Below are 11,927 nucleotides of genomic sequence, written 5' to 3'. Positions count from 1 at the left end.
TCAAAGCCCAGGGACCGAAGCAAACAGGCATTTGCTGGCCCTGCGGCGACCTTCGGGTCAATGATCGACTACAGGTTGCACTGCCCGCTGTCATGGGCGCCCTGCGCAAACATGCTGTACCTGTAATCTGCATAGTTGACGATGAAGGTCAGCACCTTGAGCTCTTCAACCAGCAGGAACGTCATAGACCCCTGCCCCGAGTGAATGGTCGCTTCGCCTTCTGTTCGATTTGTAAAGATGTAACCCTTGTCCGATCCCCCTGAACGCGCCAGTGTGATCGGCTCTCCGCCCTTGTCAGAAATGCAGTTCACGAAAAAGTCCTCAGTCTGAACCGTGGGGCCTGAGGCGGATGCCGTCATCGGAAAAAAGGAGGATATGACCAGAAGTGTCTTGAGGGTTACGTGTTTCATTTTCTCTCCGCAAAGCAAAAGTTGGTCCCACCCGGGAAGAGAGAGTATGAATCTGTGCCGACGATGGAATAGAAGCCCTGGTAACACAGGATGACATGTTTGAGAGAAAGTGAATGAAAACAGAAGTTTAAGCATCGGAATCCCGACCGTAGGCGGATGGCACAGCTCTTGCAGGATGCCTGCAATTTGTCAGCCGGTATCGTCTTATGGCTTTGTTTTTATTTCGTTTTTCTGGTTGCTAACTGGTAATGCCTAAATTTCCCTTTGTTTTCCGGAGCTTTCAGAGCGGGCGTACACGAAATCGTGCTGACGTGCACTTTTCACGTCAGTTTTCGCAGCGATGATGAGACCCAAAATTTAACGGGTGAACACTTTGACGCGCCTCACGTCACTGAGCCCGGTGTTTTACAAGCTCATTCCAACACAATTCAACTGCAGCCGATGCGTTCTGCGACTTGCGCGCGGCGCAGATGTTCCATGTCAGGTTTTGGCTCATCAACACCGGCTTGACCTTATTTGCGCAGGCCAGTTCTGCAAACGTGTCCGGCATCCCGCCGACGATATGATCCGGGCCTTCCAGCAATCCGACGAGGAAATTGTAGTCGTCGCATTCGATATGAGGTTGAGTACTGACGTTTTCGGCGGCCTCGGCCCCGCCACCAAGTGACTTTACCAAGGTCGCTTTTCAGTGTTTGTGAAGATGCGGCGAAGCAAAGGGATATTCGAATATACCAGCTATTGATTGCGGGCGGCGCTGGTGGATATCGTGATCGCGATGGGCGAAAAATTGGATGTCCTGCTTTTCCATCACCTGGGAAACGCGCTCTCGCGTCACCGCCAAATCTCCTAGCGGCGCGGCCCTGAGTTACTTAGATAAACTCAGGGACGGCCTGACCGTGCTCTTGGATGATGGTTGCGGGGAGCTGGATACCAACGGAAAAAGGGTTTGGAATCCTGCCAATCGCATTGAACCGCAGGCCTGTGATAACCAGGCCGCTTTTACGACCAAGATTCATGCTCAAAACATCCAACGTGCAGTAGCCGATAAATCGCCCGAACGGGAGTTTTCTGAGAACGCGCCTCCGCCTCGGATTGTAAACCGCACGTTGTCCTGAATTTGATAGTCCAAACCGACGCGAATTTCCGCAGCGTAGCGATCATAGTTGAATACATGCGCAATCTGGTCATCACCATTCAAGCCAATCAAACTGCCGGTAACCTGATTGCTGGGATCCGTCAGATGCGCCGATAGCCCGACCGAGGCGTAAACTCGTCCCAAATCCCCGCTTTCTCCAAACAGATGGCCGAACTCCATGGTTGGGTGCAGCACAACATCCGTCTCGTCAGAGCTTTGAATGGCCCAATTCAGTGGACCATCCCCAGCCTCGTTAAAACCATCTTGGCGAGTGTGATAAAGCCCCAACCCCATTCCCCAACGCAGGTAATTCGTTGTGAACTGCTTAAGGTAAGTTACGCGCGCATCAGCCGAAAAGCTATGGCTCGTCACATCTGAATTGGCTTCGTAACCCATCCCACCAACTGAGTATTGACGTTTCTGGTCAAGGTTCTGATGGCCGTAAGCTGTTGAAAGGGAAAAAGTTAGCGGACCATTTTCATACTTGAGAACTGCTGCCGCAATGAACCTGTGGCCATCTTGATCAAAACCGGACCCAGAAAGCATAACGTCTTCGCCTTGCAGCAGTCCGCCCAGGATCAAACCTGTGTCTGTGATACGCTGTCCACCGGCGGCGAACCCATAGGTGTTTTCGTCGACGGTGGCTCCTCCACCTGCGTTTTCATGGGTGCTTATACTTCCAATAAAACCTACCCAGCCGCAGTCCTTTTCGCGAAGGAGCTCACCGGGGTTTTCACGGTTCAGGGACGGGCATGAGCGTAGGTTATTGTGCACAGTGTGGCTGGCCTGGCGTGCTGCGAACAGTGCTGCACCCGTTTCGTCGATAACATGAGCCGCAGAAATCGTTTCGAGTTCTTCCACACTTTCTGCGTTCAACAGATCATTGAAGACCGTCGCGACCGCACTCTGTACGTCTGATCCGCCGGCCGAGCCTCCTGTGCCAGCATCAGTTGAATTGCCTGACCCTGTTTCGTCCTTATTGCCATTCCCGAAGTAGTTAACAGTGTTGGTTGTGTTTTCATTAACACCGGACGGTGCTGCGTTGATTGAATAGCTCAATTCAACGGCGTTTGTGTCCGAATAGGTCGTACCGTCGATAGTGAGGTCTTCACCAGTAATAAGCGCGACCTCATCGTCGACAAGTACAGTATCCGATACGGTCAGTTCCTCAGCACTTAGGTCATCAGAGACAAAAACGTAGACGGACCCGCTGTCCCCATCGGAAACACTGTTCGTCCCGGTGGCGTTCACATCCAAGACCCCGTCCAGAGATGTCACCTTGCTGGCAATGATCAAATCTGCGCTTTCGTCGTCTGACGATGTGTTCATCTCCAGATCTATCAGAAGAGCGCCGGTGTCACTTTGTGCAAGAGTTCCGCCCGAAATCGTCGATGTGAATACCTGATCTGACCCACCCGGTGACAAAGTGCCCGAATTGCTCAGCAGGCCACCACCGTCGCCCAAATCGACAATGGATCCCATATTGAATACCCCATCGACCTCATTCGAGAACACGCTGCTCGTGGCGTTTTCATACAGCTTGATCGACCCCGAGACCGTCCCATAGTTGGAAATGGTGATCGCGCCCTGACCGTCCGTGCCCGAACTGTCGTAATCGTCGCTGGAGACATCCGTATAGACAACGTAAACATCGTATTCGCGGCTTGTGTCAGTGAAATCTTCGTCCGCGATCGTGCCGTAGTTTTTTATCACGTTGCTGTTGCCGTCATAGATCGAAATCACATGAGCATTGCCGTCGCTGCCGGAAATCGAGCCGCCTTCTCCAATATTGATGGAGACTGCGCCAGCGCGGTCATATCCAGTGGACGCGGCCAGGATCGCCCGACTGTTCTCTCCGGACACGTCAATGCTTGATCCGTTGGTGAGATTGATTTTGACATCACCGGATTCGTAAGAAGCGTCACCGTCATAGGTGAAATAGTCGTCAAGGTCACTTACGTCGGATGTTTCGTAAGACCCGCTGCTTGATTGCGCGAATACTCCAAACGAATAGTCACCGGTTGTAATGACATTTGCACCGTCCAGCGTCACGTTAACATCACCGCTGTCGCCTTCAGCACCATTCGAACCCGTAACATAGAAGGACAGCGCGATGCTGCCTGCCGTGCCGCCACCACCGCCAACAGATTGAGCCCAGATGCCTACAGAATTGTCGCCAGAGATATTGATGTCGGCATCGGTAGACCGCACCAATTGGGTTTCTCAAAGGATAGCGCCCGTCCTTTTGCTTGCGACATCAGCGATGATCGCCGCCATTAGCTTGGCGATGGCAGCGATCGCCACTACTCAATGGCAGGCCTTTCTTGGGTTCGCTGTCGCATCTCTTGCTCTGGCATTGATTTCACCCCTCAGCCTGACGCTCTTGGGTCAAGCCGTGGCTGCATCTCACCGCGTTTTTGCCGTGACCAGGGCAAGTGCCATTGCCTATTCCGCCTATTTGATCGGGCCAGTTGCGATCGGACTGGCATCTGACACACTCAGTCTGACGTTTGCATTCTTGCTGGTTTCAGCCACGCTATTGTTGATCCCGTTTGTTTTTGTCCCGATCGTCGCGATTAAACTAAGACATCGGTCAAAATATTGAGCCTGAAATTTGTACAGAGAACCCAAATAGGATTGGTGAAATACTACGTTCTTTGAAAAGTGTTTCGCGGACGCATGAAACAGAGAGATGGGTCACGTTTCGATTCCCTACTATACCAAGTCTGACCTAATCGTAGATCATCAGCGATGTCGTCCATAGGACGGAACACAATCGGCTTGATCCCGTGTCAAGCGTAGCTCAGAGCGCAGTCATGGAAAGCCCCGCCCCATCTGATCTGAAAAACCAGAGCCCAAGAATTTGCGGCGCGACCTTAAGCCTCGCTCAGCGTTTTCTCATCGACACGCCATTGTGGAACAGATGCACTTTACCGGGATCGGCATTCAATTTGATTGTTGCACCCCGCAGGTTTCGCTCAACGCCCGGGAATTTGGCGATTGTGTTTTCAGACCCTGGCCGGTCGGCAAAATATACCAGCGTCACTTCACCCAGGGCTTCGACATAGTCGACAGTGCCATCCAAAAACCCCGAGGTTTCGTCGGCGACAAAGTCTTCGGGACGCACGCCGATATTGACCTGCAAACCCAAATGTTCCGGCTTGGTCGGTATGGTTGAAATGGCCGTCCCACCTGCATCAAGTGTAACTTCGGTCCGCGCGCCGGTCTTGGATATTTCGCCGGGAAGCAGGTTCATTGAGGGCGAACCGATAAACTGGGCCACGAACTCGTTATCCGGCGTCTCATAAAGTTCCAGGGGCGTGCCAACCTGCGCGATGCCCTTGTTGGCCAGAACGACGATCCGGCTGGCCAATGTCATTGCCTCGACCTGATCATGCGTCACGTAGATCATCGTGCTGTCGGGCATTGCCTCTTTAAGGCGCGCAATTTCGATGCGGGTTGCGACGCGCAGCGCGGCATCGAGGTTCGAGAGAGGTTCGTCAAACAGATAGACCTTGGGATCGCGCACGATGGCGCGCCCGATGGCCACGCGCTGGCGCTGACCGCCGGACAGGGCCTTGGGCAGGCGATCCAAAAGCGGATCCAGTTGAAGAGTTTGCGCGGCCCGTTCGACTGCTGTGTCGATCTCGGCGGCGGGCATCTTGGCGATCTTGAGGGCAAAGGCCATGTTCTCGCGCACGGTCAAATGCGGATAGAGTGCATAGGACTGAAACACCATCGCGATCCCCCGCTGGGCGGGTGGCACATCGTTCATGACCTGACCTTCGATCTCTAACGTGCCGCCGGTGATCTTTTCCAGCCCGGCAATCATGCGCAGCAAGGTGGACTTCCCACAGCCCGACGGGCCGACAAACACGATCAGTTCACCCTTTTCGATGTCCAGATCGATATGTTTGAGCACATCGACCGGGCCATAGGATTTCGCCACATCCGTGAGTTTGAGTTCCGACATGGTTTACCCCTTGTCCATAGCCATCAGACAGAATTGCGCCGGCTGCAGCACAGCGCTGCCCGCGCCATCGACACCGCCAAGATCCTGCCCAATGACCCGCCAGTTGCCTTTGGGCAGACCGACCTGTTGCGCCTCTGTCCCGAGGTTGAAGGCGCAAAATACCGTCTCAGAAGCACCCTCGCGCTGGAATGTCAGAACGGGGCCGATCTGGGCCATCTCCGATTGCGACCCCGAGGTCAGTGCAGGATGCGCGTGACGCAGCGCAATCGCGCGGCGATAGTGGTTCAACACCGATTGGTCATCCGCTGCCAACCGATCCACAGCCTTGTCCATTTGGGCCGTGCTGACAGGCAGCCAAGGTTCATGGGTGCTAAAGCCGGAATGCTCATCCTGCGTCGCCCAGACCATCGGTGTGCGGCACCCGTCGCGGCCCTTGAATTCTGGCCAGAACTCAATCCCGTAAGGGTCCTGAAGCTTTTCGAAGGGCACATCTGCCTCGTGCAGGCCCAGCTCTTCTCCCTGATACAGGCAGGCAGACCCCCGCAGGCACATCATCAGAACCGCATATTGGCGCACCGCTGCATGATCCAGCGCCCAACGCGAGGCGTGGCGTTGCACATCATGGTTCGAGAACGCCCAGCACGGCCAGGCATCGCCCGCCTTTTCTTCGAGCTGGTCAAAAACCTGCTTGGCGTAGGGGGCTGTCAAAACGCGTTTTTCAAGAAATTCAAAAGCATAACACATGTGCATCCGTGTATCGCCCGAGGTGTATTCGCCCATGATCTCAAGCCCGCGCTGCGCATCGCCAACCTCACCCAGACAGGCCCGGCCTTCATATTCATCCGTCAATGCCCTCAGGCGTTCGAGAAAGGCGATATTCTCGGGCTGGCTTTTGGAAAAAAGGTGGTCCTGGTGGTTATAGGGGTTCACCGCAGGCGCGATGGATGCGTTGCGCTCTTCGATCGGAAGGGCCGGGTTGTCCCGCAGTTGTGCGTCGTGGAAATAGAAATTGATGGTGTCCAGACGAAAACCATCCACCCCCATGTCCAGCCAATACCGGGCCACATCCAGAAGGGCGTCCTGCACTGCGGGGCTGTGAAAGTTCAGGTCCGGCTGCGAGGTCAGGAAATTGTGCAGGTAGTATTGCAGGCGCCGGGGCTCCCACTGCCATGCAGAACCGCCGAAGATAGACAGCCAGTTATTGGGCGGCGTGCCGTCCGGTTTCGGATCGGCCCAGACGAACCAGTCAGATTTCGAATTGTCCCTGTCAGAGCGGCTTTCAGCAAACCACGGGTGCTGGTCAGAGGTGTGAGACAGCACGAGGTCGATCATCACTTTCAGCCCCTTGGCGTGGGCCTGGTCCAGCAAAGTGCGGAAGTCTTCCAACGTCCCGAACATCGGATCGACATCGCGGTAGTCGCTGACATCATATCCAAAATCCTTCATCGGAGATTTGAAGAAGGGCGAAATCCAGATCGCATCAACCCCCAGATCAGCAATGTAACCCAGGCGTTGGGTGATCCCTTTGAGGTCACCGATCCCGTCGCCATTGCTGTCCTGAAAGCTGCGCGGATAAATCTGATAGATCACCCCACCGCGCCACCACTCGGATGTTGCCTGATTTGAGTTCGAAACTTCTACGGTGTTCTGCACGTTCATCAGACGCCTCTATTTTACAGACCCGGCCAGCAGGCCGCGGACCAGGTATTTTTGCATTGCGAAGAAAACGATCAGGGGAACGATGATCGACACAAAGGCCGCGGTCGCCAGGATTTCCCAATTGCCGCCCCGTGTTCCCAGCAGTTCCACAATCCGGTTGGTCATGACAGTGGTTTGGCCTGATGCGTCGATCAGGAAAACCTTGGCCACCAGAAGATCATTCCAGGTCCAGAGGAACTGAAGAATTGCAAATGACGCCAGCGCCGGGAAGCTGAGCGGCAGGATCAGCTTGGTAAAGATCTGGAACTCGGTCGCTCCGTCGACCCGCGCGTTTTCGATCAGATCGCGCGGCAGCCCGGCCATGTAGCTGCGCAGCAGGTAAATTGCCAAAGGCAACCCAAAGCCGGTATGCGCCAGCCAAACCCCCAGATACCCTTTTCCGATCCCGATATTGAGGTGGAGTTTCAGCAGGGGAATAAGGGCAAGTTGCAACGGCACAACCAACAGACCCACAATTGCGGCAATCAGCAACGCCCGGCCCGGAAACTCCATCCAGGCCAGCGCATAGGCTGCAAAGGCCGCCACGAGAATGGGAATGATCGTTGCCGGAATTGTCACGGTCAGAGTGTTGAAAAACGCCCGCCCCATACTGTCGGTGCTGTCCTCGGCCAGAAGAACCTTGTGGTAATTGTCCAGCGTGAACTCGGGCGGAAGTTCGGCGCTGACAAAGACACGGGGGCCACGGCTGCCGGTGAATTCCTCTGTGTTTTCTGCCCGGTAATTGCCATCGGCATCGACAGTGATCGTCCCGCCACGGCGTAGCTCTGCGGTCTGACCGGGCTCAAACGCGTCCACGGCCCGCGAACTGACACCCCATTTTGAGATCACGGCCTTTTGCTCTGCGTCGAACAGGTTGCCCTCGATTACGTAAAGCCCGTTTTCCAGAACCTGCGTATCCGGGGCTGACGTGCGCAGGGTCAAGTTTTGTTCGGACGGGAAAAGAGACTTCCACCAGCCACTGGTCGCGATCTGGTCCGCCGTGCGAAAGGATGAAATCAACAACCCGAATGTGGGTATCACCCACAGCACCACAAGGAAAATGACCGATGCCTGAACGATCCATCTGAGGGCGGGTTTGGTTCCTGCAATATCGCTCATGCTCTATTCCATTTCCCTGCGTGCGTTGCGGACGTTCCAGACCAGGATGGGCGTTACCAGCAACATGATCACCATCGCCGATGCCGACCCCACGCCCCAGTCATTGGCGCGAAACATCTTGTCGTACATGTAATTGGCCAGAACCTGCGTCTCCCACTGGCCATTGGTCATCGCAAAGACAATGTCGAAGACTTTCAGGACCAGGATAGTGATCGTTGTCCAGACAACCAGAATTGTGTTCCAGATTTGCGGCACCTTGATCTTAAAGAAGATCTGGAAGGGGCTTGCCCCATCCAAAATCGCGGCTTCGACGGTTTCTTCGGGGATACCGCGCAAGGCTGCGGACAGGATGACCATGGCGAAACCTGTCTGAATCCAGATCAGGATGGCCATCAGAAAGAAATTGTTCCAGAACGGGATGGTCAGCCAGGTCTGAGGCTCGACCCCGCCAAAAAACAGATAAAGCGCGTTCAGAATACCGATCTGGTCCTGCTCGGCCGGGCGCGCGTCATAGATCAGTTTCCAGATCACCGAGGCCCCGACAAAGGAAATCGCCATCGGCATAAAGATCAGCGCCTTGGCGATGTTGCCCCAGCGGATGCGGTCGGTCAGTTGAGCAGCCAGCAAACCGAAAGCCGTAGACATCGCCGGGACAACGATCAGCCAGAACGCGTTGTTGCGCATCGCTTCCCAGAATTTCGGCTCTGATACCATCTGGACATAGTTATCGAGGCCCACCCACGTGTACCCACCACCGGCCACGCGTTCGGTCACGGACAGGCGCAGCGTCTCAACAACGGGATAGGCCAGATACAGGCCAATCGCGACCAACGCCGGAAGCAGAAAAAGCCATGGGCGAATGAGATTGGCACGGTTGATATTGCGCCCTGCATTTGGTCCGCGTGCGGGGAACAGGACCTTGTCCAAAAGCTGGTTGGACAGAAAGAAATAGCCCACACAGCCCGACACGCCTATGGCGATGGTCAGCAGGCCCTGAATTGCCGGATGCATATCGCTCTCCGTTGAGAAAGAAGGAGGGGGCGGCCTTAACGCAGGGCCGCCCGATCATGCGGTTGCTTAGTCCAATGCGTCCCACGAGGACTGGATCTCGTCGGCGACATCCTGAGCGGACTTGCCGCCCGTATAATCGACCATTCCGGTCCAGAACGTACCGGCCCCGACACCGCCCGGCATCAGATCCGAGCCGTCAAACCGGAAAGTGGTCGCGCCCAGCAGAATATCGTTCATTTTCTTGAGTGTCGGGTCTGAGAACACCGAAGTATCCACACCTTTATGCGGGGTCAGAAAGCCGGTCAGGGCCATCCAGGTTTCATGCGCTTCGGGGGTCTGCAGATAGGCGATCAGATCATGCGCCGCCGGGCTGTCATTGGTGATCGCCCACAACGTACCGGCCCCCAGAACCGGGCTGCCGAGGTCTTTGCTTTCATAGGCTGGGAAGTAAAAGAAATCAACATCCTCACCCACAACAGTGCCTTCCGGAAAAAACGCCGGGATAAACGATGCCTGTCGGTGCATGTAGCACTGTGGAGGCGCGCTGAACATGCCTTTGGGGCTGTCGCGGAAATCGGTGGTCGCCACCGTGCCCGCACCGCCCGCAACATAGTCGTCATTGCGCGCAAACGCGCCGAATTCCTCGATCGCTGCGACCACTTTCGGGTCATTGAATTTCATTTCGTTGGACACCCAGGCATCGTAATCCTCGGGTGACTGCGTGCGCAGCATCATGTCTTCGACCCAATCGGTTGCGGGCCAACCGGTTGCGCCACCAGAACCCAGACCGATGCACCACGGCGTCTCTCCATCCGCAACGATCTGATCGGTCAGCGCCTTGAGTTCCTCCATTGTGGTCGGAACATCATAGCCAGCATCCTCGAAGTTCTCGGGGACGTACCAAACCAGCGATTTCACATCGACCTTGTAGAAAAATCCATACAGATGGTCCTGCCGGTCAGGGCCGGGATAGGTTCCCAAATCGACCCACGACTGCCCGGCCGCGTAATTGTCGCGAACCCAGTCCGCGGTGGCGTCACCCAACGGCGTCAGAAAACCCGATTGGGCCATATCTGCTGCCAAGCCGGGCTGAGGGAATACAGACACGTTCGGCGCCGACCCTGCCTCGGCATCAATTCTGATTTGCTGTTCGAAACTGTCCGAGCCGACATAAGCGTATTCATGCCCTGTGGCCGCAGCAAAGCCATCCAGCACGGCCTCAACGTTTTCTTGGTCTGGTCCCAGCCAGGGCCCAAAGACGGTGACTTTGTCAGCCTGTGCCGTTCCCGCCATCACAGCAAACGCCGCCGCACCGGTCAAAAGCGCGTGTTTCATGAAATCTCCTCCCAGTCATTTCCGCGCGTTGTGAGTCTTTTTCAAAGCGCTTTGGATTTGGCAATTTATCTGCTGTCCACAAGATTCTGTCAACAATTCGTTTATTGACTCCTGTAAAACTGAGCATTTTCCGCAAAAACCTCGAAACATGTTGACGAAAACGGAAATTCGAAACAAAAGAAATAGGCACTTTTTTGAAGGCGCTTTGAACATTATGAACCTGAAACAGCTCTCTGAGATTCTGGGTCTTTCTCAAACCACGGTCAGCCGGGCGCTGAACGGCTATCCCGAGGTCAATGAAAAGACCCGACTGCGCGTTCAGGCTGCTGCAACCAAGCACGGCTATCGACCAAACAGTCGGGCAAAGGGGCTGGCAACCGGCAAATCCATGGTCATCGGGCATGTCATTCCCAGCTCGTCCCAGCACGAGATGGTCAACCCGATCTTTGGCGATTTCGTCGCGGGCGCTGCACGGTCCTATGCCGAGAATGGTTATGACATGATGTTCAAAACCGCCGATGACACGTCGATCGAAGGGGCCTATCGCAACCTGTTTCAGCGCGGGGCTGTGGATGGCGTTGTTTTGCAGGGCCCCAAAGTCAACGAGAAACGGATTGAGCTGCTGACCCGCATGGGTGTTCCGTTCATCGTGCACGGGAGGTCAACCGGGGTGGATGTGGAATATGACTGGATCGATGTGAACAATACGGGCTCGTTCCTGCGCGCGACGCAGTTCCTGATCGACCTTGGCCATCGCCGCATTGCCCTGATCAACGGGCTTGAAGACATGGATTTTGCACATCGCCGCCGCGCCGGATACCTGCAGGCGCTGGAACAGGCCGGTCTGCCCCCTGATCCGCACCTGATGCGCAGCGCCGAGATGACCGAGGTTTACGGCCATCACGAGACCCGCGATTTGCTGCAGCTGGACGACCCGCCAACGGCAATTCTGGCATCGTCGATGATTTCGGCGATTGGTGTGCGGCGGGCCCTGGATGAGGCGGGCTTGCAGATCGGTCGGGATGTTTCGGTGATCGCGCATGACGATGACCTGTCCTATCTGAAAAACGGGCAGGACGTCCCTATTTTCACGGCCACGCGGTCATCTGTCCGACACGCCGGAGAGCTGGCGGCCGAAATGCTGATTGCACGGATCAAATCGCCTGACGGCCCGGTCAAAACCACGCTGCTGGAATCCGAACTGGTGGTCGGACGATCAACAGGCCCTGCCCCGAAAAGGAGCTGA

General features: G+C 55.5%; 10 protein-coding genes. 2 read left to right on the top strand and 8 right to left on the bottom strand.

Translation table 11 applies throughout. The features are described from left to right. Positions 1-68: 68 nt before the first annotated feature. The 3 genes from ACR0J5_RS15350 to ACR0J5_RS15340 form a co-directional block, all read right to left on the bottom strand. A complete protein-coding gene (locus tag ACR0J5_RS15350) occupies positions 69-410 on the bottom strand; it encodes a hypothetical protein (protein ID WP_480654846.1) in 342 nt (113 codons plus the stop codon). A gap of 388 nt (positions 411-798) precedes the next feature. Then, positions 799-1,086, bottom strand: a complete 288-nt coding sequence (locus ACR0J5_RS15345; protein WP_480654844.1) for a hypothetical protein — start codon at positions 1,084-1,086, stop codon at positions 799-801. A gap of 342 nt (positions 1,087-1,428) precedes the next feature. After that, complete coding sequence (locus ACR0J5_RS15340) at positions 1,429-3,756, bottom strand: autotransporter outer membrane beta-barrel domain-containing protein (protein ID WP_480654842.1); 2,328 nt, start codon at positions 3,754-3,756, stop codon at positions 1,429-1,431. Between ACR0J5_RS15340 and ACR0J5_RS15335 the strand changes: the two genes are divergently transcribed. Continuing rightward, positions 3,734-4,150: a hypothetical protein gene (locus tag ACR0J5_RS15335; RefSeq protein WP_480654841.1), complete on the top strand. Its 417-nt coding sequence runs from the start codon at positions 3,734-3,736 to the stop codon at positions 4,148-4,150. The genes ACR0J5_RS15340 and ACR0J5_RS15335 overlap by 23 nt on opposite strands. Before the next feature lie 282 nt (positions 4,151-4,432). On the opposite strand, the gene ACR0J5_RS15330 is transcribed toward ACR0J5_RS15335, so the two are convergent. From ACR0J5_RS15330 to ACR0J5_RS15310, 5 genes are all read right to left on the bottom strand, one after another. Then, positions 4,433-5,518, bottom strand: a complete 1,086-nt coding sequence (locus tag ACR0J5_RS15330) for an ABC transporter ATP-binding protein (RefSeq protein WP_480654839.1) — start codon at positions 5,516-5,518, stop codon at positions 4,433-4,435. Between the two features lie 3 nt (positions 5,519-5,521). Beyond that, positions 5,522-7,177 carry an alpha-amylase family glycosyl hydrolase gene (locus ACR0J5_RS15325; RefSeq protein WP_480654837.1) on the bottom strand — a complete coding sequence of 552 codons (1,656 nt, stop codon included), beginning with the start codon at positions 7,175-7,177 and terminating at the stop codon, positions 5,522-5,524. 9 nt (positions 7,178-7,186) lie between these two features. Continuing rightward, positions 7,187-8,335, bottom strand: coding sequence for a carbohydrate ABC transporter permease (locus ACR0J5_RS15320; RefSeq protein WP_480654835.1), 1,149 nt, complete (start codon positions 8,333-8,335; stop codon positions 7,187-7,189). A gap of 3 nt (positions 8,336-8,338) precedes the next feature. Beyond that, positions 8,339-9,346, bottom strand: coding sequence for a carbohydrate ABC transporter permease (locus tag ACR0J5_RS15315; RefSeq protein ID WP_480654834.1), 1,008 nt, complete (start codon positions 9,344-9,346; stop codon positions 8,339-8,341). A gap of 66 nt (positions 9,347-9,412) precedes the next feature. After that, entirely contained in the window at positions 9,413-10,681 is a 1,269-nt protein-coding gene (locus ACR0J5_RS15310) for an ABC transporter substrate-binding protein (protein ID WP_480654832.1), read from the bottom strand. A 214-nt stretch (positions 10,682-10,895) separates the two neighbouring features. Here ACR0J5_RS15310 and ACR0J5_RS15305 point away from each other — a divergent pair, with 214 nt between their 5' ends. Continuing rightward, complete coding sequence (locus ACR0J5_RS15305; RefSeq protein WP_480654830.1) at positions 10,896-11,927, top strand: LacI family DNA-binding transcriptional regulator; 1,032 nt, start codon at positions 10,896-10,898, stop codon at positions 11,925-11,927.

Source organism: Ruegeria sp. BE1 (genome assembly GCF_056538885.1).
The sequence above is the reverse complement of the archived record's forward strand: the minus strand, read 5'-3'. Positions and strand labels throughout refer to the sequence as shown.

Bases quoted from the DNA above. Each gene is read 5' to 3' on its own strand.
- ACR0J5_RS15350 (WP_480654846.1), bottom strand. From the start codon at position 410: ATGAAACACGTAACCCTCAAGACACTTCTGGTCATATCCTCCTTTTTT.
- ACR0J5_RS15335 (WP_480654841.1), top strand. From the start codon at position 3,734: ATGTCGGCATCGGTAGACCGCACCAATTGGGTTTCTCAAAGGATAGCG.
- ACR0J5_RS15330 (WP_480654839.1), bottom strand. From the start codon at position 5,518: ATGTCGGAACTCAAACTCACGGATGTGGCGAAATCCTATGGCCCGGTC.
- ACR0J5_RS15325 (WP_480654837.1), bottom strand. From the start codon at position 7,177: ATGAACGTGCAGAACACCGTAGAAGTTTCGAACTCAAATCAGGCAACA.
- ACR0J5_RS15320 (WP_480654835.1), bottom strand. From the start codon at position 8,335: ATGAGCGATATTGCAGGAACCAAACCCGCCCTCAGATGGATCGTTCAG.
- ACR0J5_RS15315 (WP_480654834.1), bottom strand. From the start codon at position 9,346: ATGCATCCGGCAATTCAGGGCCTGCTGACCATCGCCATAGGCGTGTCG.
- ACR0J5_RS15310 (WP_480654832.1), bottom strand. From the start codon at position 10,681: ATGAAACACGCGCTTTTGACCGGTGCGGCGGCGTTTGCTGTGATGGCG.
- ACR0J5_RS15305 (WP_480654830.1), top strand. From the start codon at position 10,896: ATGAACCTGAAACAGCTCTCTGAGATTCTGGGTCTTTCTCAAACCACG.